This is a genomic window from Pseudomonas sp. CFSAN084952 (assembly GCF_009648855.1).
GTDB classification, from domain to species: Bacteria; Pseudomonadota; Gammaproteobacteria; order Pseudomonadales; family Pseudomonadaceae; genus Aquipseudomonas; species Aquipseudomonas paracarnis.
The window spans coordinates 3131743-3158583 of sequence record NZ_CP045767.1; the positions used below are offsets into that span (position 1 = coordinate 3131743).

At 62.7% G+C, this 26841-nt stretch carries 26 protein-coding genes; 13 read left to right on the forward strand and 13 right to left on the reverse strand.

Annotation, left to right across the window (positions count from 1 at the left end; translation table 11 throughout):
• The 4 genes from GH769_RS13850 (at nucleotide 1) to GH769_RS13865 (ending at nucleotide 5674) form a co-directional block, all read left to right on the forward strand.
• Nucleotides 1-1164, forward strand: coding sequence for an isovaleryl-CoA dehydrogenase (locus tag GH769_RS13850; protein ID WP_019819448.1), 1164 nt, complete (start codon nucleotides 1-3; stop codon nucleotides 1162-1164).
• A gap of 12 nt (nucleotides 1165-1176) precedes the next feature.
• Nucleotides 1177-2784 (forward strand): carboxyl transferase domain-containing protein, encoded by a 1608-nt coding sequence (locus GH769_RS13855; RefSeq protein ID WP_014718956.1) that lies wholly within the window; start codon nucleotides 1177-1179, stop codon nucleotides 2782-2784.
• A 161-nt stretch (nucleotides 2785-2945) separates the two neighbouring features.
• The gene (locus tag GH769_RS13860) at nucleotides 2946-3752 is read left to right on the forward strand and encodes a gamma-carboxygeranoyl-CoA hydratase (protein ID WP_014718957.1); all 807 of its coding nucleotides are present in this window, start codon (nucleotides 2946-2948) and stop codon (nucleotides 3750-3752) included.
• Nucleotides 3749-5674: an acetyl/propionyl/methylcrotonyl-CoA carboxylase subunit alpha gene (locus tag GH769_RS13865; RefSeq protein WP_032902817.1), complete on the forward strand. Its 1926-nt coding sequence runs from the start codon at nucleotides 3749-3751 to the stop codon at nucleotides 5672-5674. The genes GH769_RS13860 and GH769_RS13865 overlap by 4 nt, the downstream gene beginning before the upstream one ends.
• On the opposite strand, the gene GH769_RS13870 is transcribed toward GH769_RS13865, so the two are convergent.
• A complete protein-coding gene (locus tag GH769_RS13870; protein WP_014718959.1) occupies nucleotides 5671-6306 on the reverse strand; it encodes a LexA family transcriptional regulator in 636 nt (211 codons plus the stop codon). The two genes, GH769_RS13865 and GH769_RS13870, sit on opposite strands and share 4 nt — an antisense overlap.
• Nucleotides 6307-6493: 187 nt before the next feature.
• Between GH769_RS13870 and GH769_RS13875 the strand changes: the two genes are divergently transcribed.
• Complete coding sequence (locus tag GH769_RS13875; protein ID WP_014718960.1) at nucleotides 6494-6787, forward strand: DUF6124 family protein; 294 nt, start codon at nucleotides 6494-6496, stop codon at nucleotides 6785-6787.
• Nucleotides 6788-7252: 465 nt separating this feature from the next.
• Entirely contained in the window at nucleotides 7253-8404 is a 1152-nt protein-coding gene (locus GH769_RS13880; RefSeq protein ID WP_014718961.1) for a M14-type cytosolic carboxypeptidase, read from the forward strand.
• Between the two features lie 158 nt (nucleotides 8405-8562).
• Here the strand turns inward: GH769_RS13880 and GH769_RS13885 are convergent, their stop codons facing one another.
• On the reverse strand, nucleotides 8563-9102 hold the full coding sequence (locus GH769_RS13885) for a cytochrome b (RefSeq protein ID WP_003192209.1): 540 nt from the start codon (nucleotides 9100-9102) through the stop codon (nucleotides 8563-8565).
• Complete coding sequence (locus tag GH769_RS13890; protein ID WP_014718962.1) at nucleotides 9099-10181, reverse strand: catalase family peroxidase; 1083 nt, start codon at nucleotides 10179-10181, stop codon at nucleotides 9099-9101. The genes GH769_RS13885 and GH769_RS13890 overlap by 4 nt, the downstream gene beginning before the upstream one ends.
• 167 nt (nucleotides 10182-10348) lie before the next feature.
• Between GH769_RS13890 and GH769_RS13895 the strand changes: the two genes are divergently transcribed.
• Together GH769_RS13895 and GH769_RS13900 are read left to right on the forward strand one after the other, a co-directional pair.
• Nucleotides 10349-10855: a sigma-70 family RNA polymerase sigma factor gene (locus tag GH769_RS13895; protein WP_014718963.1), complete on the forward strand. Its 507-nt coding sequence runs from the start codon at nucleotides 10349-10351 to the stop codon at nucleotides 10853-10855.
• On the forward strand, nucleotides 10852-11589 hold the full coding sequence (locus GH769_RS13900) for an anti-sigma factor (protein ID WP_032902816.1): 738 nt from the start codon (nucleotides 10852-10854) through the stop codon (nucleotides 11587-11589). The genes GH769_RS13895 and GH769_RS13900 overlap by 4 nt, the downstream gene beginning before the upstream one ends.
• Here GH769_RS13900 and GH769_RS13905 read toward each other — a convergent pair.
• From GH769_RS13905 to GH769_RS13935, 7 genes are all read right to left on the reverse strand, one after another.
• Nucleotides 11586-12506, reverse strand: a complete 921-nt coding sequence (locus GH769_RS13905) for a spore coat U domain-containing protein (RefSeq protein WP_014718965.1) — start codon at nucleotides 12504-12506, stop codon at nucleotides 11586-11588. The genes GH769_RS13900 and GH769_RS13905 overlap by 4 nt on opposite strands.
• Before the next feature lie 77 nt (nucleotides 12507-12583).
• Complete coding sequence (locus GH769_RS13910) at nucleotides 12584-14932, reverse strand: fimbria/pilus outer membrane usher protein (protein WP_050587238.1); 2349 nt, start codon at nucleotides 14930-14932, stop codon at nucleotides 12584-12586.
• A 72-nt stretch (nucleotides 14933-15004) separates the two neighbouring features.
• Complete coding sequence (locus GH769_RS13915) at nucleotides 15005-15793, reverse strand: molecular chaperone (protein WP_014718967.1); 789 nt, start codon at nucleotides 15791-15793, stop codon at nucleotides 15005-15007.
• 25 nt (nucleotides 15794-15818) lie between these two features.
• Entirely contained in the window at nucleotides 15819-16307 is a 489-nt protein-coding gene (locus GH769_RS13920; protein ID WP_014718968.1) for a spore coat U domain-containing protein, read from the reverse strand.
• Nucleotides 16308-16309: 2 nt separating this feature from the next.
• Nucleotides 16310-16852: a spore coat protein U domain-containing protein gene (locus tag GH769_RS13925; protein ID WP_003192220.1), complete on the reverse strand. Its 543-nt coding sequence runs from the start codon at nucleotides 16850-16852 to the stop codon at nucleotides 16310-16312.
• An 18-nt stretch (nucleotides 16853-16870) separates the two neighbouring features.
• Complete coding sequence (locus GH769_RS13930; RefSeq protein ID WP_014718969.1) at nucleotides 16871-17416, reverse strand: spore coat protein U domain-containing protein; 546 nt, start codon at nucleotides 17414-17416, stop codon at nucleotides 16871-16873.
• A complete protein-coding gene (locus GH769_RS13935) occupies nucleotides 17410-17901 on the reverse strand; it encodes a spore coat U domain-containing protein (RefSeq protein WP_093114405.1) in 492 nt (163 codons plus the stop codon). The genes GH769_RS13930 and GH769_RS13935 overlap by 7 nt, the downstream gene beginning before the upstream one ends.
• A gap of 190 nt (nucleotides 17902-18091) precedes the next feature.
• On the opposite strand from GH769_RS13935, the gene zapE reads away from it, so the two are divergent.
• Nucleotides 18092-19186, forward strand: a complete 1095-nt coding sequence (zapE, locus tag GH769_RS13940) for a cell division protein ZapE (protein ID WP_032903447.1) — start codon at nucleotides 18092-18094, stop codon at nucleotides 19184-19186.
• Between the two features lie 37 nt (nucleotides 19187-19223).
• The gene (locus GH769_RS13945; protein WP_032903446.1) at nucleotides 19224-20522 is read left to right on the forward strand and encodes a protein kinase; all 1299 of its coding nucleotides are present in this window, start codon (nucleotides 19224-19226) and stop codon (nucleotides 20520-20522) included.
• Between the two features lie 122 nt (nucleotides 20523-20644).
• Here the strand turns inward: GH769_RS13945 and GH769_RS13950 are convergent, their stop codons facing one another.
• Together GH769_RS13950 and GH769_RS13955 are read right to left on the reverse strand one after the other, a co-directional pair.
• Nucleotides 20645-21349 carry a YebC/PmpR family DNA-binding transcriptional regulator gene (locus tag GH769_RS13950; RefSeq protein ID WP_020302352.1) on the reverse strand — a complete coding sequence of 235 codons (705 nt, stop codon included), beginning with the start codon at nucleotides 21347-21349 and terminating at the stop codon, nucleotides 20645-20647.
• Between the two features lie 109 nt (nucleotides 21350-21458).
• Nucleotides 21459-22784: an MFS transporter gene (locus GH769_RS13955; RefSeq protein WP_020302353.1), complete on the reverse strand. Its 1326-nt coding sequence runs from the start codon at nucleotides 22782-22784 to the stop codon at nucleotides 21459-21461.
• A 258-nt stretch (nucleotides 22785-23042) separates the two neighbouring features.
• Here GH769_RS13955 and GH769_RS13960 point away from each other — a divergent pair, with 258 nt between their 5' ends.
• A complete protein-coding gene (locus GH769_RS13960; RefSeq protein ID WP_014718974.1) occupies nucleotides 23043-23933 on the forward strand; it encodes a LysR substrate-binding domain-containing protein in 891 nt (296 codons plus the stop codon).
• Here the strand turns inward: GH769_RS13960 and GH769_RS13965 are convergent.
• Nucleotides 23909-24763, reverse strand: a complete 855-nt coding sequence (locus tag GH769_RS13965) for a LysR substrate-binding domain-containing protein (RefSeq protein WP_014718975.1) — start codon at nucleotides 24761-24763, stop codon at nucleotides 23909-23911. The two genes, GH769_RS13960 and GH769_RS13965, sit on opposite strands and share 25 nt — an antisense overlap.
• 112 nt (nucleotides 24764-24875) lie before the next feature.
• Here GH769_RS13965 and GH769_RS13970 point away from each other — a divergent pair, with 112 nt between their 5' ends.
• Both GH769_RS13970 and phnX read left to right on the forward strand, forming a co-directional pair.
• Complete coding sequence (locus GH769_RS13970) at nucleotides 24876-25985, forward strand: 2-aminoethylphosphonate--pyruvate transaminase (protein WP_032903445.1); 1110 nt, start codon at nucleotides 24876-24878, stop codon at nucleotides 25983-25985.
• A gap of 28 nt (nucleotides 25986-26013) precedes the next feature.
• Nucleotides 26014-26841, forward strand: a complete 828-nt coding sequence (gene phnX / locus GH769_RS13975) for a phosphonoacetaldehyde hydrolase (RefSeq protein ID WP_014718977.1) — start codon at nucleotides 26014-26016, stop codon at nucleotides 26839-26841.

A 26841-nucleotide genomic window follows, 5' to 3' on the forward strand; every position in this document is an offset into this window, starting at 1 on the left:
ATGAGTTACCCGTCCCTGAACTTCGCCCTCGGCGAGACCATCGACATGCTGCGCGACCAGGTGCAGTCCTTCGTCGCCAAGGAGATCGCACCGCGCGCGGCCCAGATCGACATCGACAACCTGTTCCCCGCCGACCTGTGGCGCAAGTTCGGCGACATGGGCCTGCTGGGCATCACCGTGCCCGAGGAATACGGCGGTGCCGGCCTGGGTTACCTGGCCCATGTGGTGAGCATGGAAGAAATCAGCCGTGGCTCGGCCTCGGTGGCGTTGTCCTACGGGGCGCACTCCAACCTGTGCGTCAACCAGATCAACCGCAACGGCAACCACGCACAAAAACTCAAGTACCTGCCCAAGCTGATCAGCGGCGAGCACATCGGCGCCCTGGCCATGAGCGAGCCGAATGCCGGTTCCGACGTGGTGTCGATGAAACTGCGCGCCGACAAGCGCGGCGACCATTACGTACTCAATGGCAGCAAGACCTGGATCACCAACGGCCCGGACGCCCATACCTATGTGATCTACGCCAAGACCGACCTGGAAAAAGGCCCCCACGGCATCACCGCCTTCATCGTCGAGCGCGACTGGAAAGGCTTCAGCCGCAGCAATAAATTCGACAAGCTGGGCATGCGCGGCTCCAACACCTGCGAGCTGTTTTTCGACGACGTCGAGGTACCCGAAGAAAACATCCTCGGCGTGCTCAATGGCGGCGTGAAAGTGTTGATGAGCGGCCTGGACTACGAGCGCGTGGTGCTCTCCGGAGGGCCTACCGGGATCATGCAGGCATGCATGGACTTGATCGTGCCCTACATCCACGACCGCAAGCAGTTCGGCCAGAGCATCGGCGAATTCCAGTTGATCCAGGGCAAGGTCGCCGACATGTACACCCAACTCAACGCCAGCCGCGCCTACCTCTACGCGGTGGCCCAGGCGTGCGAGCGTGGCGAGACCACGCGCAAGGACGCCGCGGGCGTGATCCTCTACAGCGCCGAGCGCGCCACGCAAATGGCCCTGGATGCGATCCAGATTCTGGGCGGCAATGGCTATATCAACGAATTCCCCGCCGGGCGCCTGTTGCGTGACGCCAAGCTCTACGAAATTGGTGCGGGCACCAGTGAGATTCGGCGGATGTTGATCGGTCGCGAACTGTTCAACGAAACCCGCTGAAGGAGCACGCCCATGGCCACCCTGCACACCCAGCTCAACCCGCGTTCTGCGGAATTTTCCGCCAACCGCGCGGCGATGCTTGAACAGGTCGACGCCCTGCACAGCCTGCTCGCCCATGTCCATCAAGGTGGCGGCGCCAAGGCCCAGGAACGCCACACCTCACGCGGCAAACTGTTACCCCGCGAGCGTATCAACCGTCTGCTCGACCCGGGCTCACCGTTTCTCGAGCTGAGCCAACTGGCCGCCCACCAGGTGTATGGCGAAGACGTCCCGGCTGCCGGGGTGATTGCCGGCATCGGCCGGGTGGAAGGCGTCGAATGCATGATCGTGGCCAACGATGCCACGGTCAAAGGCGGCTCCTATTACCCGCTGACCGTCAAAAAGCACCTGCGCGCCCAGACCATCGCCGAGCAGAACCGCCTGCCGTGCATCTACCTGGTGGACTCCGGCGGCGCCAACCTGCCGCGCCAGGACGAGGTGTTCCCCGACCGCGAGCACTTCGGGCGGATCTTCTTCAACCAGGCCAATATGAGCGCCCAGGGCATTCCCCAGATTGCCGTGGTGATGGGCTCGTGCACCGCCGGCGGCGCCTACGTGCCGGCCATGGCCGACGAAACGATCATGGTGCGCCAGCAAGCCACCATCTTCCTCGCCGGCCCGCCGCTGGTGAAGGCCGCCACCGGTGAAGTGGTGAGCGCCGAAGACCTGGGCGGTGCCGATGTGCACTGCAAGGTCTCGGGCGTGGCCGACCACTATGCCGACAGCGATGAACACGCCCTGGCGCTGGCGCGGCGCAGCGTGGCCAACCTCAATTGGCGCAAGCAGGGTGAGCTGCTGCAACGCCCGCCGGTGGCGCCGCTGTACAGCAGCGAAGAGTTGTACGGCGTGATCCCGGCGGATGCCAAGCAACCCTTTGATGTGCGCGAAGTCATCGCACGACTGGTGGACGGCTCGGTATTCGATGAGTTCAAGGCCCTGTTCGGCACGACCCTGGTGTGCGGCTTTGCGCACTTGCATGGCTACCCGATAGCGATCCTGGCCAACAACGGCATCCTCTTCGCCGAAGCCGCGCAAAAAGGCGCGCACTTTATCGAACTGGCCTGCCAGCGCGGGATTCCGCTGCTGTTCCTGCAAAACATCACCGGCTTTATGGTCGGCCAGAAGTACGAAGCCGGCGGCATTGCCAAGCACGGCGCCAAGCTGGTCACCGCCGTGGCGTGCGCCAAGGTGCCGAAATTCACCGTGATCATCGGCGGCAGCTTTGGTGCGGGTAACTATGGGATGTGTGGCCGCGCCTATGACCCGCGCTTTTTGTGGATGTGGCCCAACGCACGCATTGGCGTGATGGGGGCCGAGCAGGCCGCCGGGGTGTTGGTGCAGGTCAAGCGCGAACAGGCTGAGCGCGCCGGCAACGGTTTCAGTGCCGAGGAGGAAGACGCGATCAAGCAGCCGATCCTCGACCAGTATGAAACCCAGGGCCACCCCTACTACTCCAGCGCGCGCTTGTGGGATGACGGCGTGATCGACCCGCTGCAGACCCGTGACGTGCTGGCCCTGGCCTTGTCCGCCGCACTGAACGCCCCCATCGAGCCGAGCCGCTTCGGCGTGTTCCGCATGTAGCCTGTAGGAGCGCGCCTGTTGTGGCGAGGGAGCTTGCTCCCGCTGACTGCGCAGCAGTCCCGGCTTTTTTGGGGGCGCTGTGCACCCCAGCGCAAGCAAGCTTGCTCGCCACAACAAGCTCGCTCCTACAGGAGGCCTCTCATTATTTCGGAGCTCCTTGCATGAGCGACTTCAACACCCTCGAACTGATCACTGACCGCCGTGGCTTTGCCACGCTGTGGCTCAGCCGCGAAGCCAAGAACAACGCGTTCAACGCGCAGATGATCCGCGAGCTGATCCTGGCCCTTGACCGCGTACAAGGCGACCCGTCCCTGCGCTTCCTGGTACTGCGCGGGCGTGGCAAGCACTTCAGCGCCGGTGCCGACCTGGCCTGGATGCAGCAATCGGCCGAGTTGGACTACCACACCAACCTGGACGACGCCCGGGAACTGGCAGAGCTGATGTACAACCTGTCCAAGCTGAAAATCCCCACGTTGGCGGTGGTGCAAGGCGCGGCCTACGGGGGCGCGCTGGGCCTGATCAGTTGCTGTGACATGGCCATCGGCGCCGATGATGCGCAGTTCTGCCTGTCGGAAGTGCGTATCGGCCTGGCGCCGGCGGTGATCAGCCCGTTCGTGGTGCAGGCCATCGGCGAACGCGCTGCCCGTCGTTATGCACTGACAGCCGAGCGGTTCGGCGGCCAGCGCGCACGGGAGATCGGCTTGCTGGCGGACAGTTATCCGGCCGAGAGCCTGGATCAACAGGTGGACCTGTGGGTCACCAACCTGCTGCAAAACAGCCCGGCGGCCATGCGTGCCAGTAAGGATTTGCTGCGCGAAGTGGGCAACGGTGCCCTCACCCCCGCATTGCGACGCTATTGCGAAAATGCCATTGCGCGTATTCGGGTGAGCGCCGAGGGCCAGGAAGGTTTGCGCGCGTTTCTGCAAAAGCGTGCGCCAAGTTGGCAAAATCAGGAGCCACGCTCATGAGCACACTCACCACCGTTCTGGTGGCCAACCGTGGCGAGATCGCCTGCCGGGTCATGCGCACCGCCAAGGCCATGGGGTTGACCACCGTGGCTGTGCACAGCGCCATCGACCGCGATGCCCGCCATAGCCGTGAAGCCGATATCCGCGTCGACCTGGGCGGCAGCAAAGCCACCGACAGTTACCTGCAAATCGACAAGCTGATTGCCGCCGCCCACGCCAGCGGCGCCCAGGCGATTCACCCCGGCTACGGCTTCCTTTCAGAAAACGCCGGCTTCGCCCGAGCCATCGAGGCGGCAGGCTTGATCTTCCTCGGCCCGCCCGCCTCGGCCATCGACGCCATGGGCAGCAAATCCGCGGCCAAGGCCTTGATGGAAACGGCTGGCGTACCCCTTGTGCCGGGTTATCACGGCGAGGCCCAGGACCTGGAGACCTTCCGCGCCGCCTGTGAGCGTATCGGCTACCCGGTGCTGCTCAAGGCCACGGCGGGCGGCGGTGGCAAGGGTATGAAGGTGGTCGAGGACGTCAGCCAACTGGCCGAAGCCCTGGCCTCCGCCCAGCGTGAGGCGCTGTCGTCGTTCGGCAACGGGCAGATGCTGGTGGAGAAATACCTGCTCAAGCCGCGGCATGTCGAGATCCAAGTGTTTGCCGACCAGCAAGGTCATTGCCTGTACCTCAATGAGCGCGACTGCTCGATCCAGCGGCGCCATCAGAAAGTCGTGGAAGAAGCCCCGGCACCCGGCTTGAGTGTCGAGCAGCGCCGGGCCATGGGCGAAGCGGCCGTGCGCGCTGCCCAGGCCATCGGGTATGTCGGCGCAGGTACGGTGGAGTTTTTGCTGGATGCCCGTGGCGAGTTTTTCTTCATGGAGATGAACACGCGGCTGCAAGTCGAGCATCCGGTGACCGAAGCGATTACCGGCCTCGACCTGGTGGCCTGGCAGATCCGGGTGGCCCAAGGTGAGGCGCTACCGATCACGCAAGAACAGGTCGCGTTGAACGGTCATGCAATTGAAGTGCGGCTGTATGCCGAAGACCCGGCCAATGACTTTCTGCCCGCCACCGGGCACCTGGCGCTGTACCGCGAGTCCAGCCAGGGCCCTGGACGCCGCGTGGACAGTGGCGTCGAGCAAGGCGACAGCGTGTCGCCCTTCTACGACCCGATGCTCGGCAAGTTGATTGCCTGGGGTGAAGACCGCGAACAGGCGCGCCTGCGCTTATTGAGCATGCTGGATGAGTTTGCGGTCGGCGGGCTCAAGACCAACCTGGGCTTTTTGCGGCGCATCATCGGGCACCCTGCGTTTGCCGCCGCCGAATTGGACACCGGGTTTATCCCGCGCTATCAGGATGAGCTGTTGCCGACGCCAGGGGCCTTGAGCGATGAGTTCTGGCAGGCGGCGGGCTCGGCGTTTATGCAGAGCTTGCCGGCGGGTGACGGGCCTTGGGCCAATCGCCAGGGCTTTCGTGCGGGCCTGCCTGCCGAGGTGTCGCTGCACCTGAGCTGCAATGGGCAGGATCGGTTGGTGACACTGACCGGGCAACCGTCTCAGTTATGCGGCGAACAGTTGCTGACTGAACATCAGGGCGTGCGCCGTGCTCATCTGGCGGTGCGCAGTGAAGGCAGCCTGTACCTGCGTTGGGACGGCGAGATGCATGCCGTCAGCCTGTTCGACCCGATTGCGGCGGTCGAAGCCAGTCAATCTCATCAGGGCGGCCTCACCGCACCGATGAACGGCAGCATCGTGCGAGTACTCGTGGAGGTGGGCCAAACTGTTGAAGCCGGCGCTCAACTGGTGGTGCTCGAAGCCATGAAGATGGAGCACAGCATCCGGGCGCCCCACGCCGGGGTGGTCAAGGCGCTGTTCTGCCAGGAAGGTGAAATGGTGGCAGAAGGCAGCGCGCTGGTGGAGCTTGAAACGGCCGGCTAGAACTTCGCCGTGGCTTGCACCACCACACCCAGGAGGCGGCAGCCGTCGGTGAGCAGCACCTTGGGGTAAGTGGGGTTGAGCGGCACCAGGTAGTGCTGGCCGCTTTCTTCCTGCAATCGGCGAAAGGTGGCCTGGGGGGTGCCAGCCCATTGGGCCACCACCAGCCTGCCGGGCTCGGGCGCGATGGCCGGGTCAACCAGGATCATCATGCCAGCCGCAATGCTCATGCCCGTGGGGGCGGTCATGGCGTCTCCCGTCACCGGCAGCCAGAATGCCTCGCCTCGGGCGTGGTAATCGGTCAATTCGTAGCGCTCGGTGCTATAAGGCGCACGCTCTTCACGCAGCTCGCAGGCCTGCTTCCAGTCGCTGACCGGGTAGCGGAAATACGGGTTGTAGTGCGCTTCCCGTTCAGGCACTTGCGCGGCCCGTTCACGAATCTCCAGCGCCACCTCCAAATACCCCAGCCCCAGTTCGGCCAGCACGCGGTTCATGTCCGCCAGGCTCGGCACGCGGCGTTTATTGAGCCAATGGCCGATGCCGCCCTGGGACATCCCCAGGCGCTGCGCCAGTTCATCCTGCGTGACCTTGCGGTCTTTCATGTTGGCTTTGACCAACGCTATCCAGTTATCCATGGCGCATCACAATACGGCGCCCATTTTTGCGGGCAATAAACAGTTTGTAGTAATCCATAAAACGACAGGAATACGATACGTACTATCATCAAGCCCAAGGATTTCGACACCCACCGGAGTACTGCCGCTTATGACGACCCGCACACACCCAACGCCCGACACATCCGAACTGACTGAAGTAAACGACATGTGCAACAGTGGCGCAGCCCAGCGCGCACTGGACTACTACTTGAAAGAAAATCGGTCGACGCCGGATTCGGACGGGGCCATGTTCGCGATCAAATCCGATGTCAGCCAGGAGGAAGCCCTGATACACGCCTCGGACCTGTTGCGCAGTGCAGCGGCAACCGCCTACGAGTCGGCGTGCAGCCATCAGGGCAACCAACGCGACCTGGCGTTTTCAGTGGTGTATTTGATCGATATGGCGAAGGCGATGGTGGAGCGGTCGTTGCAAGCGCCCAGAGCGGCGGCAAACGCGTAGCAGGCATGAAAGAAAAATATTTCTATCCCACGGATAAAAACATTTGACTTGCAAATGATAATGATTATTATTGGGCTCAGCTGATCGCAAGATCAGTCGATAGACCAAGAGACCTTAGGTCGGACTCTTGGAATATCTCCTCATCAGGCTAATCACGGTTTTTGACCCGGCTCTTTGGCCGGGTCTTTTTTTTGCCAGTTTTCCTGGCGTGGCTTCAGGCTAATGAAGACTGTGTGTTGCTTGATGCCGCGCATGGTAGCAAAAGACTATCGCCCAACGAAAGTCGTCCGAGTGCTCTAGCGCGTATCTCTGCGAATTAGCGCTTGAGAATCAATCTCATAGACTCTAAGCTGCGGCGGCGTCAGGGATGACGCCCCCTCCCCCTGCAACAATTTTTGCATCCAGGTTTTACCGAACGCCTGTGTAAGATAGCCGCCACATCACTCATATTCAGGCAACCAGACTATGACCGTGGCCTTGACCTCCATCAAGATCAGCACCGACTTCGACAGCGGCAACATCCAGGTCCTGGATGCCAGCGACGCTTATCAGTTGTTGCTGGCAATCAATCCCGACACCCGCAGCGATCACTACCAATGGTTCCACTTCAAGGCCGAAGGCATGCACGTGGGGCACACCCACACCTTTCGCTTGAGCAACGCAGGGCGCTCGTCCTACAAGCATGCCTGGAGCGGTTACAACGCCGTGGCGTCCTATGACCATATCAACTGGTTCCGGGTACCGACGCGCTTTGATGGCGAGATCCTGCACATCACCCTCCAGACCCGGCAAAAGTACGCCTGGTTTGCCTACTTCGAGCCCTACAGCCGTGAACGTCATGACTGGTTGATCGAGCAAGCCCTGAAGTACGCCGGGGTCACCCTGCTAGCCACCGGCAAGAGCGCTGAAGGCCGCGATATCCAACTGCTGCGCCGTGGCAAAGGGATCGAAGGCCGGCGCAAGGTGTGGATCATCGCCCAGCAGCACCCCGGCGAGCACATGGCCGAGTGGTTTATGGAGGGCGTGATTGAGCGCCTGCAAAAGGACGGCGACGACGAACTGAAAAAACTGCTGGCCGTCGCAGACCTGTACCTGGTACCGAACATGAACCCGGATGGCGCCTTCCATGGCCACCTGCGCACCAACGCCATGGGCCAGGACCTTAACCGCGCATGGCAAAGCGCCAGCCAGGAACTCAGCCCGGAAGTCCTGTTCGTCCAGCAACAGATGGAAAAATACGGCGTGGATATGTTCCTCGACATCCACGGCGATGAAGAAATCCCCTACGTGTTCACCGCCGCCTGCGAAGGCAACCCCGGCTACACGCCGCGCATCGAAGCCCTGGAAAAACATTTCCGCAGCCATTTGAGCCACCTGACCCGAGACTTCCAGACCACCCACGGCTACACCCGCGACCTGCCTGGCCAAGCCAACATGACCCTGGCCTGCAACGCGGTGGGGGAAAAGTACGACTGCCTGTCCCTGACCCTGGAAATGCCTTTCAAGGACAACGACGACGCACCCAACCTGCGAACTGGCTGGTCAGGCGATCGTTCGAAACAGTTGGGCAAGGACGTCTTGAGCAGCGTCGCTGATATCGTCGGGCGTTTGCGCTAACCCCCTGTGACAAGCTTTTTGTGGCGAGCGAGCTTGCTCGCGCTGGGCCGCATAGCGGCCCCATGAAAATCACTGCCGGATCACCTGACACACCGAGCAGGCTGTTTTGGGGCTGCTTCGCAGCCCAGCGCGAGCAAGCTCGCTCGCCACAAGAGCGGTCAATCCTTGCTGCCGGTCATGCTTTGCAAGACACCATCGCGGCGGATCAAACCGTGGAATAACGCGGCTGCCAGATGCACCAGCACGGTGAGAAACAGCAGATAGGCCAAATAACCGTGAGCCTTGCGCAACAACGCAAACAACGGCGCATTCGCCCCCAGCAGCGCGGGCAGTTGCAGGTTACTACTGAGCATCACCGGGTCACCGGCCGCTGAAATCATCGCCCAACCCAGCAGCGGCAACACCAGCATCAACGCGTACAACAGCACATGAGAGGCCTTGGCTGCCAGCCTCTGCCACACCGGCAAATCCGCTGGTAACGGCGGCTGGCGGGTGGAAAAACGTACCGCCAGGCGCACGATCACCAGTGCCAGAATCGCAATGCCCAGCGGCTTGTGCAGGTGGATCAGCCACTCATGGCGCTCCGACACCGACGCCGCCAGACCCGCGCCGATAAACAGCATGGCGATGATCATCAACGCCATCAGCCAGTGCAACACGCGCGCCAAGGGCGCAAAGAACCGTGGTTGAGCATTCATGGCTTCGACTCCTGTGGGGCGCTGTGCAACGGGCTGACTTCACCGGCGCGGCGCAGGTACGAACTGGCATACGCGGCCGAACGTGCGGCCAGCAAGGGGTCGTTGGAGGCTTGGATACCACTGGGCAGAATCAACGGGTCAAAGTTGATATCGCGGCAATCACCGTCTGCCTGGGGCTGGCTGCTTTGCAACACCAACGTGCCGGCGTTGAGTACCTTGTGCGCGCCGGTCCAAGTCTTGCTTGCGTCGTCCAGCGGGTCGCCGGGGTTGGCCAGGGTCATGTTCAACTGCCAACGCAAGGGCCCAGCAGCCAGGCGTCGCACCAAATCCTGCTCCAGGAAGTCACTGCCAGCAGGTGCGGTATCACCCGCCGCATCCTGGCTCTGGGGCACCACCTCCCAGCGCACGGCCTGGCGCGAACCATCGGCAGCCACCAGGTAAAACGCGTTGATGCCGTTATAGGTTTCAGTCGCATAACTGGCCGATGGCCTGGCGGTCTTGACCCAGGCCAAGAATGGCGCTGTCTCCGGGTGTGCGGCAAAAAAAGCCGGCATGCTCGACGGGTTCGGCTTGCCAGTGGCCGGGTCTGGCGCGCCGGCCTTGAGCAACTGGTAGAACGCCTCGGGCGTGCCCACCGGGAACACCGGCATGCTGTTCATCCCTGTACGCCATTGCTGGCCGTTGGCCTGGCTGAACTGCACGGCGAAACTGCGAATCGGCACACTGCTGTCCGGCGCGTAGGGGTTGCCGCTGGGCAAGGCAAACCGGCCGATGATCGGGGTCTTGGCCTCGCTGAACACCTGGGCGCTGGAATAGGCACGGGCCTCGGTACTGCTCTGGAAATAACCCGCCACGCATACGCCCTTGGCATGGTTACGGCGAAAACCCGGATGCACGCCGTTATTGGTTTCCAGGGCATTGACCAAGGTTTTTGGCCGCAGGCGTTGTGGGTCGAGCGTGCCATTGACGTAGGCAAATGCGCCGGCAACAACCGCAACCACGGCACCGATGCCGGCGAGTCGTGCGATCAGGCTCGCAGTGCTCAAGGGAGGACGGGGTGGTGATGAGTGATCTACCATGCAGGAACTCCAGGGCCAGAGGCCTCAGGCTGAAACATAAGGTCGGAGCATTAAGACGAACGCCGATGGGCTCTATTCCCAGGCCCTGGATTTATTTTGCGGGACGGGGAATAACCTTCAACGCCAAACGTCTCTCTAGTCCCAGCGTAGTGATCAGCCAGACACCCATGCATGAACTCGACGAACAGTTACGCGAACTCATCCCCAGGTTGCGGCGTTTTGCCGTGTCCCTGACGCGCAACAGCAGCAGCGCCGATGACCTGGTGCAATCGACCCTGGAGCGCGCGATCGTCGCCTGGGCCGATAAACGTATCGAGGGCGACCTGCGCGCCTGGCTGTTTTCGATCCTCTACCGGCAGTTCCTCGACGCCCACCGCCGCAACCGCCGCTATGCGCGCATGCTCGAATTCTTCACCGGCCGCGATGACGTGCAACCTTCGGTAGAACGCACGGTGCTGGCCCAATCCACCCTGCAAGCCTTCGACCAACTGAACACCGAACAGCGCGCCCTGTTGCTGTGGGTGTCCGTCGAGGGCTTGAGCTACAAGGAAGTGGCCGAGATCCTCAAGGTGCCCATCGGCACCGTAATGTCACGCCTGTCCCGCGCACGCCAAGCGTTGCGTCAGCTCAGCGATGGCGAAATGGCCGGCCCTGCCCTGCGGAGACTCAAATGATCAGCCTGCCCCCCAGCGAACGCGATTTACATGCCTACGTCGATCACCAATTGCCGGACACTGATCGCTGTGTGCTTGAAACCTGGCTGGCCAGCCACCCCGAAGTGGCGGCCCGGGTACAGGCCTGGCAACAAGATGCGCAGTTGCTGCGCGCGTCGTTGAGCGGCGCCCTGCAACAGCCGCACAACCCGGCATTGGACCCGGCGCTGATTCACCAGCGCATCAAGAAACAGTCCCGTCGGCACTTGGCCACGGCGGCGTTGTTGCTGATCGCCGTGAGCCTCGGCGGGGTTGGCGGTTGGCACGCCCGTGAAGCCACCCAGCCGCCGCTGTTGCCGATGACCGACGCCATGCAGGCCTACCGCCTGTTTGCCCAGGACGGCATCATGCCTGCCGACTACAACGCTCAGGACCCTGGCACCATGCAGGCCTGGCTCGACCGTTATTTCAACCAGGCCCATCGCCTGCCCGACCTGAGCCAAGCCGGTTTCAAGCCGGTCAGCGGGCGCCTGCTCACCACCGACCAAGGCGCGGCAGCCATGGTGCTGTACCAGGACGCGCAAGGCCGGCGCATCAGCTTCTATATCCGCCCGCCGGGCCCGAACAACGGTTTCCTGCCTCGCGGCAGCCGCAGTGCCGATGGCTTGCAGGCCGACTACTGGTCGGGCGGCGGCTACAACTACGCGATGGTCAGCCCGGTGGATCAGGCCGCCGCGTTGCAGACGCCATTCTAGAAACCGACGTCCAGCACCACGTTATCCAGATAGGTGCCAGCCGGCGGCGTGGGCTGGTCGGTGTAGACCTTGGCGTTGTAGTTGTACACCTGGCTGCCATTACCCAAGCCGTTGCCGGGATTGACCTCGGCCGTGGAGCTGGCCCGCCGCGCCGCGCCGACACTGCCCCAACGCGTGGTGCCGGCACTTTTGAAAATGTCATAGGCCAGGTAATTGCCGCCGGAAACCATGCGCCGCCGGCCGCCGACACTCACCGGGTTCTGGCCATCGCTCAAGCCCACGGTATAGGCGCTGCCCTTGGTGCAGGCGATGTTGATGGTCTGCCCGCTCACCGCACTAAACCCACTGACCACCGGCGCGCTGCCGAAGCTGATATTCGGGGCGGTGATCTGGCAATCGTTGGTCACGGTCATGCTGACGGTCAGGGACGCCGTGCCGCTGCCAATGTCACGTCCCAGGCAAATGCCGCCAAGGCCGATCCCCGAGCAATAATTCCACACCCAGGCGATGCTCAATGTCTCGGTGTACACCCCGGCGGCGACGTTGCTGCCAGTGATGCTGCTCAGGTACAACGGCACAGTTTTCGCGCCGGGCCCGGCGATCAGGCCGATGCTCTGGGCGATGCCGCCAGCGCCGCCGAAATCGAATTGGCTGCCACGGGTGATGGGATAGCTGGTGCTGTTGTTGCCATAAATCGTGTAGCTGATCACATCACCGGTCGGCCCGACCATACCGGTCTGGGGCGAGGTGATCGTGGCGTAAAAATGGTCGGTGGACACCAGCAGCGATATCAGCGCCGAGGTGCAACTCAACCCTGAGTTGGCCGTAGAGCTGGTTTGCGCGGCGGTGCGCACCGTCATCGAACTGATCGAACCAAAACTGGCCGGCACGGTGGACACCACCGAACACGCCGCCATGGCCTGCCCGCAAAACAACAAACCCACGCCATACAACCCTACGCTGCCCCTCACCTGAACACTCCCTGTTCAATCCCTCATTGGCACACTAATGGCCCGATCAAGGGCACGTCCTGTTGCTGCTCGTCCATATCGAAGGTTGCCTGGCAGGTGCGGCCCTGTCCCAAAGTGACCTGCAAGGTGTTGTGGGCGCTGAGGTTTTCCAGGTACACCAGGCCATCCCAGCCGACCACCGCCTGGGTGTTGCTTTGCTCGTGCACCACCAGGCTGCCCAGCGGCAACTCCTGATGCTGGCGGTCCACCAGGGTGATGCTTGCAGCGAGCACCCGGCGCAGGGGGAATTCCAGCAGGTAGCCACTGCCTCGGCGCACCGACACGCGCTGTTCCACATTGGGGCTTTGCACATTCGCCGGTAGGTTCAACGGGTCGATCTCGTATTTGCCGCGGTAATAGGCACTGCTCCACGGCACCAGCAAATGGCCGTTGCGGTCGGTCTGGCCCACCAGCTGGTTTTCGTAGCGCACCGGAATCCCGGCAAAGCCCTGGGTGCTCACGACCACAAAGGCGTCATTGATGCGGTTGGCGGCAAAGGTTTCGCCGCCCATCCACACCAGTGAGCCGCTGGCATCGGCCCAGCGCGTCATGGCCTCGCTGCTGCCGTACACGCCGGCCTGCAACTGCACCGACTGCAAGCGCCAGGTCAGGTCGGCCTGTCGATAGCTGGGCGCATCGCCCTGGGCATAGCCGAGGTTGTAGCCCACCCCGCCTTCGCTGGGCACCGCGCGGCTGTAGTTGATGCGCTGGCGACTGGCGCCGTCCTTGCTGCGCTCGGTACTCAAGGCCAGGCTGCCGTTGAGGTCGAACGGGATGACCAGTTGCGCCTGCATGGCCCAGTTGCTGTCACCGATTTCGCGGTTGGCTGACAGATAAAAGCTGGTGTTGCGCCACAACGGTTTGCTCCAGCTCAGGTTGAGCAGGCGCGTGCGCGAGTCGTCCGCCGCCTGCACGTCGAAATAACCCAGGCCCAGGCTGCCGAAACGTTGGAGGTTGAGGCTCAGGGTCACCTGCTCGCTGCGCTTGCTGAGGCTGGCGTAAGGGGTATCGACCAGGGTCAGGTCGGCGTAGTCGTCGCGGCGCTCCACCCGTTGGTACATAAAGCTGTAGCGCGTGCTGTTGTACTGGTAACCGAGGCTCAGTTGCTGGCCCGTGCGGCTGTCGAACTGGCTCTGGCTGAGGGCGGTATTGAGCACGCCGAAGTTGCCCAGGCGCAGGTTGCCGCCGAGCCCACCGAGGGTCAGGTCGCTGGAGGCTTCGGCGTGGCTTTCCAGGGTCAGGTTATCGGAATAGCCGTAGCGGAACGTGCCACTGGCCACGCCCGGCCCGTAGCCGAAGTCCCGCAGAGTGTAGTCACGGCGCAAGGTACCGGCGGCCAGCGAAAAATCCGTCAAGCCTTGTTGCAGCAAGGTGCTGGTGACGTAGAACGGCACCGTGGTCGACACTTGGCGTCCCAGGGCATCGGTGGTGACCACCACGGCCTCGCCGGCACCGTTGATAAACGGGATGTTGGTCAGGGTGTAGGGGCCGGGTTCCAACTGTGCGCTGTCGGATTTATAGCCGTTGATAAACAGATCCACCGACGACGGCACCGCCGCCTCACCGGCAAACTGCGGCAAGGGGTACGTGACCAGGTCGGGGCGCACGGCAAAGTCCCGCGACAGTTGCACCCCGCCCAGGCGCACCGAACTGCTCCAGGGCAGCGCGCCGCTGATCACGTCGCCAGCCTCGTAGGTCAGCAGGCGCTCATCGTCGGAGAAACGCCAGGTGGTGTCGTAACGTCGGTAACCATTGTTGAGGGTACCGCCGCTGACTCCGTCGGACAGGGTCTGGCGCAGTTGCCCGGTGTTGGACAAGGTGCCCCAGGTGTCGAACAGCCGCACTTCGTTCCACGCCGCGAGGTAACTGCCGCCGTCGTCGGTGTCATTGAAATACACGTCATAGTTGAGCAAGGCGCCGAAGCTGCTCATGGCCTGGGTACGCGGATAGGTATTGCGGTTGCCGATGAACTGTTCCTGCAGCCAGGAAGGCGGCACATCCAGCAGCAGGCGCTGGCCGTTGCTGTCGTAGTCGCTGTGCAGGCCCGGCACCTGGTCCAGGGCCACACTGCCGACGGGCTCACCGGGCAGTTTCATGCCCACGTCCTGCAACGCGCTGGCCGGCACAAACAGCTGGCCGGCGCGCTGCTCGACCGCGATAACGCGGCCGGTGTCCATCTGGTTGACCACCAGTTCCAGAAACAGCTGTGCATCGGCAACTGCCTCCATGCTGCCGGGCGGCGGCGGCAAGTCGCCCGCCATCGCTGCGCCCCACAGCCCGCTTGCCACTGCCACCGACGGCCATAAAACCCGAGCCCAACCACGACTCACCATGGCGTTGTGTCCTTCAATGGACATCTCCATCCTGTGAAAACCCGGGCGTGTGCCCGTTGCGCTACATAACGGTTAGCGCTTGGGCGCCAGGCTCTCCAGTTGCGGCGCGCCGTTGACCCTGACCTGCAACGGCTGGTCGGCCGATACGGCGTCCGGCACCGGCCAACGCATGCTCGCGCCCGGCAGCACATAGCCGAGCAAACCGTCCACCAACGGCCGGGTCTGCCCGCCCTGTTTGAATGACGCATCGGTAAGCCGCGCATGCACGGCGCCCTGGTTGCGCACCTCGATGTAGTTGCGCCCTGCCACGTTGACCTTTTGCCAGCTCAACTGCGGCTTGCCCGCGCCCTTGGGATCGCGCTGCCGGGTAGCGTCATCTTTGCTCCACAAGCCGGCGCCGTAGGCAAACAGCGGCACCGAATAACGCATCTGAAAGCGAATCGCCGCCGCCGTGTTCTTGCCCTCCGGCGGCGCCGGCACCTGCAACGCCGAGGGGATTTCATCAATGATGATGCGATAGGCCAACTCCTGCCCCGGCGGCACTTCCCGGGTGCGGGTCAGGCGCACCAGTTGCTTCTGGCCCGGCTCGATCTTGGCCACCGGCGGGCTGCCGATCACATCGCGCTGGTTCTGGTACTGCTCGTCAAAGCCATTCTGGCTCCAGGCAAACACGCGGATCTGCAGGTTGGCGGTCTCGGTGCCACGGTTCTCCAGCCACAGCGCGCTGGCCTGTTGGTCAGCCTCCAGCACCGGGTCGATGGGCCAGATCAGCACCGAACTGGCCGCCTGTACAAACCCTGCCGAGCACAACGCCCCCAAGGCGAAACCCGCGGTCCATAACCGTCGCAAAGCACAACCCATGACACCCCTCCTTAAACCGTTAGCCCTACCACGTCAGCTGCACCTGCAGCGTGTCGCTGTACGTCCCCCCAGGCTGATTGCCCGGTAAAACCACCCGCCCGTAAATCGGCAGGCTGATGTTGCTCGCATCGCTGTAGGTCACGCTGACGCTCTGGTTGATCCCCAGGCTCTGGCTGAACGCCGCATCGCGAAACAATTGGTAAGCCACCCGCGCGCTGCCACTGTTGAGCTGCAAATTGCGTCCGGTGCTGCTGTACAGGCCGCCATCCACGCTCATGCTCAGGGCCACGCCCGGCGTGCATTGCAGGGTTACGCCGCCAGTGAGAGCCGCTGTGACCGTGCTGGTGGCCAGGGCCGAATAGCTGCCGTAGGCCAAGGTGCCGTAGTTGGCGCCGCCGCCCACAATCAGACAGCCCGGCGTGATGGTCGCACTCACCTGGAAGCTCTGGTTGACCACCGCCGACAGCGGCAACGGTATCGCCAGGCCGATGGCGAGCAACACCCTGGGCCACATCGTTAGAACGTCAGTTCCACGGCCACGGTGTCGGTGTAGGTGCCCGCCGGCAGTCCCGCCTTGCCCACCGCCCGGCCGTAAAGGTTGACGGTCTGCGCCACGCCGGTACTGGTGGCGAGGGTCACCACGCCGTCAATCGCCAATAGCGCTGAACGCCCGCTGTCAGTGTAGAAATCGTAGGGCACGAAGTTACCCACGCCATCGGCCAGCGCACGGGTGCCACCGGGGGAAGCACCGTCGTGGGCGCCGGCACGCACCTTGATCGTTGGCGCGGTGCCAGCCGAACACAGGATCGACAACGCCCCGCCGGTACCGGTGCCGCCGAGCAGCTGGGCGTCGGCATTGGTAAACAGGCTGTTGGTGGTGCCGAAGTTCAAGCTACCGAAATTCAGCCCGGTGGCCGCTCCAGAGCCGTTGACCTGGCAACTGGCGATCAAGGTCAGGCTGGAACTGATCTGCCCGGTCACCGTGGTCGCCGCGTTCAGGCTGGACGCCAGCCCCAGGCCCAGGGCACAGAGGCCGATTCGCGATACAAGTACATGCATGATATCCATCCTCATGGTTTACCAATCCAGAGTCACCGTCAGGGTGTCTGTGTAGAGGCCGGCCGGTAGGGCCCTGGTATTCGCCACCACGGAACCGAATACCGGGATCGGTACCTGGGTGCCCTGGGTCACGACGAAATTGCGTTGCTGGCCGATCCTGTAGGCACTGCGCCCCTGGGGGTCAGCCGACAGTCGATAGGGAATGGTCTGGCGGCCATTGCTCAGGCGCCGCGTGGTCCCGTCGCCGTTAGCCCCCCCATCGATGGTCACCGTGAAACTGCTGACCACCGAAGGATTGCAGGACACCGACAGCGGCGCCTTGTCGCCATCGGAGATCGCCGCGTCCAAGGTCTCGTTCCACGTCGGCCCCTGGCTGCCAAAGTCCAACAGCGCGGTGCCGCCTTCGGGTGTGACCGGCGCGGTTTCCACGCCCTTGCTCACTTCGCAACTGGCGGTGATTACCAACCGCGCATGGACCTGGCCGTTGACCACCGCCGCCTGCGCGTCATCCGCCAGCAACAGCAGGCCACCCAGGGCCGTCACGGCCAGGTAGCGGCTTACCATGTGACCGTGACCTTGAGCAGGTCGGAATAACGGCCGACGGCGGGGATGTCCTTGAGCGGTTCGATGCGCCCATACAGCGGCAGGTCGACAGAGCCAGTGTCCGGCACGCGGCCACTGATCGGCACGTCCACCGGCAAGGGGATCAGCCGCGCGGCGTCAGCATAGATTCGATAGGGAATGGGCCGGCTGGAGGGCGCCGGATTGGCGAGATAACGCACTTCGCCGGCGCCGCCATGCAGGCCGCCGTCAACGCGCATTTGGTAAGGCGTGTCGGGGTTACATTCCAGGCGCGGCTGGCGCTGGCTGATCAGGGCCGCACTCAGGGGGCCGGCCGGGTCATCCAGACGCGGGCCGCTGCCGAAATCCAATACGCCAAGTTGCTCGATGCCCGCATTGCGGGTGGTGCCCACCAACTGGCAACCCCGCTGCACGTCGATGCGCACCTGCACCTGGAGTTGCGCAGCAAACACCGTGTTGCAGAGCATCGTGCCCATGACAGCCAATACCGACGGTCCCTTCACAGCCCCAATTCCTTATACAGGGGTGACAACTGTGTATGAGGTTAGCCAGTTAACGCGAAAGTGCCAGTTTGCAAGGCTTGGGGCCCTTCACCATTGGTCAAATGGCATCGGGCGTCCTACAGTGAGCGACCACCGTAATACAGAGTGTTTATTCTTGGCCGTGCTTGCCCTGCTCCAGCGCCTGCTGGGTAAAAAAACCGACGCCTCGGACGCCTCGCCTATCCCGGCGTATTTTCAAAAAAAGGCCGAACAACAGGGCTATACCCTCAGTGATGGGCAAATCCGGGCGATTACCGCCCTGAATCGCGAAGCTCAACACCTGCTCAACGGCCAGGCCACGCGCAGCCTGTACCTGCATGGCCCGGTGGGGCGTGGCAAAAGCTGGCTGCTGGATGGATTTTTCCAGGCACTGCCCATCGCCGAGAAGCAACGTGTGCATTTCCACACTTTCTTCGCCCGGCTGCACCAAGGCATGTTCCTGCACCGCGGACATGATGATGCTCTGGGCGTCACGCTGGACGAGCTGCTGGCCGGCTGCCGAGTGCTGTGTTTCGACGAATTCCATGTGCACGATATCGGCGATGCGATGCTCATCAGCCGTTTGTTCAAGGCCCTGTTCCAGCGCGGTGTGCTGGTGTTGGTGACCTCCAACTACCCACCCGAAGGCTTGCTGCCCAATCCGCTGTATCACGAGCGTTTCAAACCGGTGATCGAGCTGATCGCCGCGCGCATGGAGGTGCTGGAAGTCAGTGCGCCTCAGGACTTTCGCAGCCTGGCCCAGGCCCACGCGCAACAGCGCTTCACGGGCGGCCAGTACGTCTGGCCAGGTACCGCTGGCCAGCGTGAAAGCCTGGGCCTGCCTGCCACAGATTGCCCGGCGCAAACCCTGAAGGTCGGCACTCGGCAGTTAACGTGCCGAGGCCATCAGGCACGCACCATCGCGTTCACCTTCAATGACCTGTGCGAAAAACTCACGGCGGTCATGGATTACCTGTTGTTGTGCCAGGACTTCGACCACTGGATCATCGACGGCCTGCCGCAGTTGGCCGAATGCCCCATCGCCGTGCAACAGCGCTTTATCAACCTGGTAGACGTGCTCTACGACCAGGACAAGCAAGTGACGCTGATCGGCCATCAGCCCTTGGATAAATGCCTGGAAGGCCAAGCCATCGACCTCGCCCGCACCGCCAGTCGCCTGCGCCAATTGCAGACGCTGTGCCCGCAAACCGCGTCCGAGCCGCTATCATGAGCGCCTTTTACGCCCTCTTCCGAGCACCGCGCCCTGCATGAATACCCTCGCCCAACTCAAGGCTGGCCAATTGGCTGGCGTTACGCGCCTGGACCTGGCCTGCGGGCTGACCGAGTTTCCCCGGGAAATCTTCGAACTGGCCGACTCGCTGGAAATCCTCAACCTCACCGGCAACGCCCTGAGCAGCTTGCCCGACGACCTGCACCGCCTGACGAACCTGCGCGTGCTGTTCTGTTCGGACAACGCCTTTACCGAACTGCCGCAATGCCTGGGCCAGTGCGCCAAGCTGAGCATGATCGGCTTCAAGGCCAACCAGATCAGCCAGGTAGCCGCCGCTGCCCTGCCGCCACAATTGCGCTGGCTAATCCTCACCGACAACTGCATCCGCCAATTGCCCGATGAACTGGGTCAGCGCCCGTTACTGCAAAAGTTGATGTTGGCCGGTAACCAGTTGACCGACCTGCCGCCAAGCCTGGCCCAGTGCCAACACCTGGAGTTGATCCGCATCGCCTCCAACCGCCTCACCCAACTACCGCAGTGGCTGCTGACCCTGCCGAGCCTGACCTGGCTGGCCTACGCCGGCAACCCGGTGGAAATGGCCGTGCAGGTGAGCAGTGATGAGGCGACGCCGAACATCGCCTGGCAGGAACTGGACATGGGCGAAGTCCTTGGCGAAGGCGCTTCGGGGATTATTCGCAAGGCGCTGTGGAAACCCCGGGCGTTGCCGGTCGCGGTCAAGCTGTACAAGGGCACCATCACCAGCGACGGTTCACCGCTGCATGAAATGCAAGCCTGCATCGCTGCCGGCCTGCATCCCAGCCTGATCAAGGTTGAAGGACGCGTCGTCGGCCATCCCGATAACCAGGCCGCCCTGGTGATGGAGCTGATCGACCCCAGTTACCGCAACCTCGCAGCCCTGCCGAGCCTGGCGTCGTGCACGCGGGATGTCTACGCACCCACCACCCGTTTCAGCCTGGACGTAGCACTGCGCATGGCGCAGGGCATTGCTTCGGTGGCGGCGCACCTGCATCGGCACGGCATTACCCATGGTGACCTGTATGGTCACAATATTTTGTGGAACGCAGAAGGTGATTGCTTGCTGGGAGACTTTGGCGCGGCCTCCTTCCATGCCACGGCGGACACGTTGGAAACCCGCGCGCTGCAGCGTATTGAAGTGCGCGCGTTCGGAGTGTTGCTGGGGGAATTGTTGGAGCGGGTTGAGGCCAGTGACGAAGGCTTGCAGGCACTTCAACAACGCTGCTGCCAGCCGGATGTGCTGGCGCGGCCGGGCTTTGAAGAAATTGAGGTCTTGCTCGAATCTATGCAACACCACTAAACCAATGTGGGAGCGGGCTTGCTCGCGAATGCGGTGGAACAGCCAATACATCTGTTGACTGTCACACCGCATTCGCGAGCAAGCCCGCTCCCACAGGTTGACCGCGTGTACTCAGATAAACATCAGCCCGCCAGGCCGACAAACATATCCTGCACATCATCATGGTTGTCCAGGCCTTCCAGGAACGCCTCGACTTCTGCCATCTGCTCATCGGTCAAACCGCTGACCGGGTTCTTGGAGATATAACCCAGCTTGGCCGACAGCACGGTGAAGCCCTGCTCCGGCAAGGCTTTCTGCACGGCATCCAGGTCGGTGGTTTCGGTAATGAACAAGGTGGAGCCTTCTTCACCCTCTTCAAAGTCCTGGGCGCCGGCTTCGATGGCGGCCATTTCTGGATCGGCGTCTGGCGTGTCCGGCGATGCTTCGATCAGGCCCACATGGTTGAAATCCCAGGCCACCGAACCGGAAGCGCCCAGTTGGCCCTTGCGGAAGGCCACGCGGATTTCCGCCACGGTGCGGTTGATGTTGTCGGTCACGCACTCGACGATCAAAGGCACCTGGTGCGGCGCGAAACCTTCGTAGGTCACGCGGTGGTATTGCACGGTCTCACCGAGCAGACCGGCGCCCTTTTTGATTGCGCGGTCCAGGGTTTCCTTGGGCATCGAGGCTTTTTTGGCCTGTTCCACCACCAGGCGCAGGTGCGCGTTGGTCGCGGTATCGGCGCCGTTGCGGGCGGCGATGGTGATTTCTTTCACCAGCTTGCCGAAAATCTTGCCCTTGGCATTGGCTGCCGCTTCTTTATGTTTGACTTTCCACTGTGCGCCCATGACTCACTCTCTTATTTCCATCGCGCCGAAACGTCTACTGGCCGGCGCTTTGGGGGCAGAGTTTATAGCGCGAGAACGCTTCGTTCCACCAAAAAACCGGCCAGGGTACTCAGGTGCGCAAGGGTTTGATCACCGCATTGCGGTCCGGCACAAAATCCCCCGCCTGGGCCAGTACGGCGGGCCTGGCATTCCAGTAGGGCATCAGCACCAACGAAGAAAACAGCGCCGCACCGGCAAACACGATAAATACCGTCACGGTATCGAAATAGCCTGGCAGCAAACCACCCAGAATCGCCCCCACCGAACCGCAGCCGTTCACAAAACCCGCGGCGGTAGCGCCGGCCTTGGCGGTGCCGAAGTCGATGGCCGCCGTGCTGCTGATCATTGAGTCGGGCCCATACAGCGTCAGCCCCATGACAAACAGCAACGTCATCACCAGCACCACACTGCCGGTGTGCAGCGCGCCCATGAAAAGCGCCAGGGCAACCGTCAGCGCCAACAGGCTCAGCACACAGGCGGGCATGCGCCGGGCGCCGAACAGTTTGTCGGAGGCCAGGCCGATCAACACTGGCCCCAGTAAACCAGCCAACTCAAACGCGGTGGGCACGATGGCGGCGCCGACCTTGCCCACCGACGGCATCTGCTCGTAGACGATCACCGGCCCCCACAACAGAATCGCGTAGCGCGCCGGCTTGAGCAGGAAGTACGCCAGCCCCAGGGTCAACACTGTGCGGTTACGCAGGATCGCGCGCAGGGGTTCGAGTACGCTGACGCGCTGCTGGGCGGCCAACTGCTCGGCGCTCAGCACCGGCTCAGGCTCGACTGCCGGCAAGCCCACATCCTGCGGGGTATTGCGCTGGAACATAAAGAACAGCACGGCCACCACCGCTACCACTGCGGCACTGGAAATAAACGCCGCATGCCAACTACCGATCAGCGTATAGGCCCACCAACCGGCAAACGGTGACGCGACCAATCCGCCGAACGCGTAACACGAACTCCATAACCCCAGCACCCGCCCCCGCTGCTGGGCCGGAAAGAAACTGCCGAGGTTCTTGCACAGCCCCGACCAGCCAGTGGACTGGGCCAAGCCCTGTACCAACATGCAGGTAACAAAGATCGGCAAGGTGGCAAAGGTGCCCATCACCAGCGCTGCGCCTGCGGAAATCAGCAAGCCACCGAGCACCACCACCCGTGGTCCAAAGCGGTCGGCAAGCATGCCCCAAGTGAACTGGCCTACGGCATACGCGGCGAGGTAGAGCCCATCCAGGTTGGCCATCATCATTTTGTCGAGGGGGAAACTCGGGTCGTCGCCGATCCCCAGCTTCGCCACTGAAAACGCTTTGCGGGTGAAATAGAACGCGGCATACGCCAGCCAGGTGATGGCAAAAATCTGCACGCGCCAACGCTTGATGCTACCCATAGGGATATTCATGGTGGTTCTGACCTCAGGTGTGAGTGTGCCGGCAGAATCGAAAGAAAACGCCTGTTGTTTTTATGGTTGAGCACTGCAATGCCGGGCCTTGGAGAGCGCGGTATTGGTCAGATGGGTGCGGTGTGCCTGCCCCCATGGCAGCCGTGGTTGTAGGACTCAACCTACGGCGACTGAGGCGCATGAAAGCAATGGCTGACTCATAGGTAAAATCGATTTATCGTATTTCAAATATAAGCCCAGCTTGTAAGAGGACGCGCTATGTCGGTTTCCCATGCCCAGCTCAAAGCCTTCCATGCGGTGGCAATTCACGGCAGTTTTACCGGGGCGGCCGAACGCCTGTTCCTGACCCAGCCTGCGATTTCCGACCAGGTGCGCAAACTGGAAGAGCGCTTCGGCGTGTTGCTGTTCCACCGCAACAAGCGCTCGGTGCGCCTGACCGATCTGGGTGAGCGCCTGCTGGGCATCACCCAGCGCCTGTTTGTGATCGAAGCCGAAGCCGAAGAATTGCTGCAGGATTCGCGCGCCCTGCTCACCGGCACCCTCACCCTGGCGGTGGATGCACCCGTGCACGTACTGCCGCAGATTGCGCGCTTCTGCCAGCGCTACCCTGGGATCAGCGTGAAAATCGAAACCGGCAACACCGATGAGTCGCTGTCGCGCCTTTACAACTACCAGGCCGACCTGGCGCTGTTGGGGCGCGATGTCGATGATCCGCGCCTGTTGTCACTGCCGCTGCCCGACGATCAACTTCTGGCTTTTGTCGCACGTGACCATGCCTGGGCCGGGCGCGAATCGATCTGCCTGGCCGACCTCGATAACACTCCGCTGGTGCTGCGGGAAACCGGCTCGGTCACCCGTCAAACCCTGGAGCAGGAAATGCGCCAGGCCGGCCTGCGCATTCGCCCGGCCATCCAGGTGGAAGGCCGCGAAGCCGCCCGGGAAGCCGTGGTGGTGGGAATTGGCGTGGGCGTGGTGTCGGCGGCAGAGTTCGGCGCCGACGCGCGGGTATACGCCATGCCGATCCGCGATTGCACACAACGCATGAAAGAAACCCTGGTGTGCCTGAAAGAGCAGAGTTCACGCCGCGTGGTCGCGACCTTCCTGGAGATCGTGCGTGAGAGCCTTCACGCCAACTCGAAAAACGCCTGAATCAAGCGCAGCGAGCGGCGCCGCTCCATGCAGCCGAGCATGTGCCGGTTCAGCAGGCCATCGCCCAGGATCGGTACCGCCTGTACACGCGGGTCCGGGCTGACCTCCATCGACGACACCACGCCCACCCCTAACTCTGCCGCCACCGCTTCGGTCACGGCTTCACGACTGTCCAGTTCCAGCAGCACCTTGGGTTGCACATTCGCCGCCAGGCACGCGTCATCAAAAGTGCGGCGGGTGATGGAGCTCGGCTCGCGCAGCACCATGATCACCTCATGCAGCTGCGCCAGTTCAATACCGCTGGCCTGCCTGGCCCACGGATGCGCAGCCGGCACCAAGGCGCAAATCCGTGACTCGTCCAGGGGTTGCAAGTGCAGGCCATTGCGCGGCTCCACCTCGGTGAGCACCGCCACATCGGCATGTTCGGACAGCAGCGCCGCCAGGGTTTCCTGAGCATTGCCCAAACGCAGGTTCACGGTAATGCCAGGGTAGCGCGCGCGCAGGCTGGCGATCATCGGCATGACCAAGTGAGGGCCGTCCGCCGCCACTTCCAGGCGCCCGGTGAGCAACTGGCGGTTGGCCTCCAGCATGGTTTGCGCCTCGTCGACCAAACCGAAGATCGCCCGCGTGATGGCCGCCAGGCGTGCGCCCTCCTCGGTCAACTCCACCCGGCGGGCGGTGCGGCGCAACAGCGGGATCTGGTAGTGCTCCTCAAGCGCCTTGATATGCCCGGTCACTGCCGGCTGGCTGATAAACAGCCGAGCCGCCGCGCGGGTAAAACTGCCCTCACGGGCCACGGCATCGAATGCACGCAGTTGGAACAGGTTCATCGTTATCGGCCTCACTGATAGCTCGCATAACAACAAACAATTTGATTGATGACAAGCCAAACTGCAATTTAGGCGCCGTAGCTTGAACCCCAACACCTTGCGAGGATTTGATATGCCCACTGCCGCGCCGATCCTGTTGACCCCCGGCCCCCTGACCACCTCGGCCCGCACCCGCCAGGCGATGATGGTGGATTGGGGGTCGTGGGACGACCGCTTCAACCAGCTCACAGCCAGTGTGTGCACGCAGCTGCTGGCGATCCTCAACGGTGCGGACAGCCACCACTGCGTGCCGCTGCAAGGCAGCGGCACCTTCGCCGTCGAAGCGGCGATCGGCACCTTGGTTCCTCGCAATGGCAAGGTGCTGGTGTTGATCAACGGCGCCTACGGCAAGCGCCTGGCGAAAATCTGCGAGGTGCTTGGCCGCGAATTCAGCACCTTTGAAACCGCCGAGGACGAGCCCACCACTGCCGCCGATGTGGATCGCCTGTTGAGCTCTGACAGCGCCATCACCCACGTTGCGCTGATCCATTGCGAAACCAGCACGGGCATTCTCAACCCGTTGCCGCAGATCGCCGAGGTGGTCAAACGCCACGGCAAGCGCCTGATCATCGACGCCATGAGTTCCTTCGGCGCGCTACCGATTGATGCCCGTGAAATCCCCTTCGACGCGCTGATTGCCGCCTCGGGCAAATGCCTGGAAGGCGTGCCGGGGATGGGCTTTGTCTTTGCCGAAAAAGCGGCGCTGGCTGCGTCCCAGGGCAACTGCCATTCCCTGGCGATGGACCTGTTCGACCAGCACACCTATATGGCCAAGACCGGACAATGGCGCTTCACCCCGCCGACCCACGTGGTCGCCGCCCTGCATGAAGCCTTGCTGCAATACGCTGAGGAAGGCGGCCTGCCCGCCCGCCATCAACGCTACGCGGACAACTGCCAGGCACTGCTGGATGGCATGGCCGCGCTGGGCCTGCGCAGCTTTCTGCCGGCGGCAATCCAGGCGCCGATCATCGTCACCTTCCACGCCCCAAAAGACCCGCGCTACCAGTTCAAGGACTTCTACGAACGGGTCAAGGCCCAGGGTTTCATCCTGTACCCCGGCAAATTGACCCAGGTGGAAACCTTTCGCGTGGGCTGCATCGGCCATGTCGACGCAGCCGGCATGCGCGCGGCGGTCGAGGCCATCGCCGAGGTGCTGCAAGAAATGGAAGTGTTGGATATTTGACTCCCCCCATTACCACAGGATCTGAACCATGAACTATCAAAACCCCAACACCCTCCAGGCCGTTATCCTCGACTGGGCCGGCACCGTGGTCGATTTCGGCTCCTTCGCCCCCACGCAGATTTTTGTCGAGGCCTTCGCCGAGTTCGACGTGCAGGTGTCTATCGAGGAAGCCCGTGGCCCGATGGGCATGGGCAAGTGGGACCATATCCGTACCCTCTGCGACCAGCCGCAGGTTGCCGAACGCTACCGCAAGGCGTTCGGCCGCACGCCGACCGACGACGATGTGACCGCCATTTACCAGCGCTTCATGCCGCTGCAGATCGAGAAGATCGCTGAACACTCGGCCCTGATCCCCGGCGCCCTCGACACCATTGCAGCGCTGCGGGCGCAAGGGATCAAGATCGGCTCCTGCTCCGGCTATCCCAAGCAAGTGATGGACAAGGTCGTGGCCCTGGCCGCCACCAACGGCTATGTCGCCGACCACGTCGTGGCTACCGACGAAGTCCCCAACGGTCGCCCTTGGCCGGCCCAGGCACTGGCCAACGTGATCGCCCTGGGCATTGATGATGTGGCCGCCTGCGTGAAGGTCGACGACACCGTGCCGGGCATTCTCGAAGGCCGACGTGCCGGCATGTGGACCGTGGCCCTGACCTGCTCGGGCAACGCGCTGGGCCTCACCTACGAGCAATTCCGCGCCCTGGACAGCGACACACTGGCCAGCGAGCGCCAGCGCATCGAGGCGATGTTCGAAGCTTCACGTCCACACTACCTGATTGACACCATCACCGATCTGCCACGGGTCATCAGTGACATCAACCAGCGACTGGCCCGCGGGGAAATGCCGCAGGCCTACTGA

Excerpts from the sequence above, each read along its gene's own strand:
- GH769_RS13850 (WP_019819448.1), top strand. The coding sequence starts at position 1 with ATGAGTTACCCGTCCCTGAACTTCGCCCTCGGCGAGACCATCGACATG.
- GH769_RS13855 (WP_014718956.1), top strand. The coding sequence starts at position 1,177 with ATGGCCACCCTGCACACCCAGCTCAACCCGCGTTCTGCGGAATTTTCC.
- GH769_RS13860 (WP_014718957.1), top strand. The coding sequence starts at position 2,946 with ATGAGCGACTTCAACACCCTCGAACTGATCACTGACCGCCGTGGCTTT.
- GH769_RS13865 (WP_032902817.1), top strand. The coding sequence starts at position 3,749 with ATGAGCACACTCACCACCGTTCTGGTGGCCAACCGTGGCGAGATCGCC.
- GH769_RS13870 (WP_014718959.1), bottom strand. The coding sequence starts at position 6,306 with ATGGATAACTGGATAGCGTTGGTCAAAGCCAACATGAAAGACCGCAAG.
- GH769_RS13875 (WP_014718960.1), top strand. The coding sequence starts at position 6,494 with ATGTGCAACAGTGGCGCAGCCCAGCGCGCACTGGACTACTACTTGAAA.
- GH769_RS13880 (WP_014718961.1), top strand. The coding sequence starts at position 7,253 with ATGACCGTGGCCTTGACCTCCATCAAGATCAGCACCGACTTCGACAGC.
- GH769_RS13885 (WP_003192209.1), bottom strand. The coding sequence starts at position 9,102 with ATGAATGCTCAACCACGGTTCTTTGCGCCCTTGGCGCGCGTGTTGCAC.
- GH769_RS13890 (WP_014718962.1), bottom strand. The coding sequence starts at position 10,181 with ATGGTAGATCACTCATCACCACCCCGTCCTCCCTTGAGCACTGCGAGC.
- GH769_RS13895 (WP_014718963.1), top strand. The coding sequence starts at position 10,349 with ATGCATGAACTCGACGAACAGTTACGCGAACTCATCCCCAGGTTGCGG.
- GH769_RS13900 (WP_032902816.1), top strand. The coding sequence starts at position 10,852 with ATGATCAGCCTGCCCCCCAGCGAACGCGATTTACATGCCTACGTCGAT.
- GH769_RS13905 (WP_014718965.1), bottom strand. The coding sequence starts at position 12,506 with ATGGCGGCGTGTTCGGTGGTGTCCACCGTGCCGGCCAGTTTTGGTTCG.
- GH769_RS13910 (WP_050587238.1), bottom strand. The coding sequence starts at position 14,932 with ATGGTGAGTCGTGGTTGGGCTCGGGTTTTATGGCCGTCGGTGGCAGTG.
- GH769_RS13915 (WP_014718967.1), bottom strand. The coding sequence starts at position 15,793 with ATGGGTTGTGCTTTGCGACGGTTATGGACCGCGGGTTTCGCCTTGGGG.
- GH769_RS13920 (WP_014718968.1), bottom strand. The coding sequence starts at position 16,307 with ATGTGGCCCAGGGTGTTGCTCGCCATCGGCCTGGCGATACCGTTGCCG.
- GH769_RS13925 (WP_003192220.1), bottom strand. The coding sequence starts at position 16,852 with ATGCATGTACTTGTATCGCGAATCGGCCTCTGTGCCCTGGGCCTGGGG.
- GH769_RS13930 (WP_014718969.1), bottom strand. The coding sequence starts at position 17,416 with ATGGTAAGCCGCTACCTGGCCGTGACGGCCCTGGGTGGCCTGCTGTTG.
- GH769_RS13935 (WP_093114405.1), bottom strand. The coding sequence starts at position 17,901 with ATGCTCTGCAACACGGTGTTTGCTGCGCAACTCCAGGTGCAGGTGCGC.
- GH769_RS13945 (WP_032903446.1), top strand. The coding sequence starts at position 19,224 with ATGAATACCCTCGCCCAACTCAAGGCTGGCCAATTGGCTGGCGTTACG.
- GH769_RS13950 (WP_020302352.1), bottom strand. The coding sequence starts at position 21,349 with ATGGGCGCACAGTGGAAAGTCAAACATAAAGAAGCGGCAGCCAATGCC.
- GH769_RS13955 (WP_020302353.1), bottom strand. The coding sequence starts at position 22,784 with ATGAATATCCCTATGGGTAGCATCAAGCGTTGGCGCGTGCAGATTTTT.
- GH769_RS13960 (WP_014718974.1), top strand. The coding sequence starts at position 23,043 with ATGTCGGTTTCCCATGCCCAGCTCAAAGCCTTCCATGCGGTGGCAATT.
- GH769_RS13965 (WP_014718975.1), bottom strand. The coding sequence starts at position 24,763 with ATGAACCTGTTCCAACTGCGTGCATTCGATGCCGTGGCCCGTGAGGGC.
- GH769_RS13970 (WP_032903445.1), top strand. The coding sequence starts at position 24,876 with ATGCCCACTGCCGCGCCGATCCTGTTGACCCCCGGCCCCCTGACCACC.
- phnX (WP_014718977.1), top strand. The coding sequence starts at position 26,014 with ATGAACTATCAAAACCCCAACACCCTCCAGGCCGTTATCCTCGACTGG.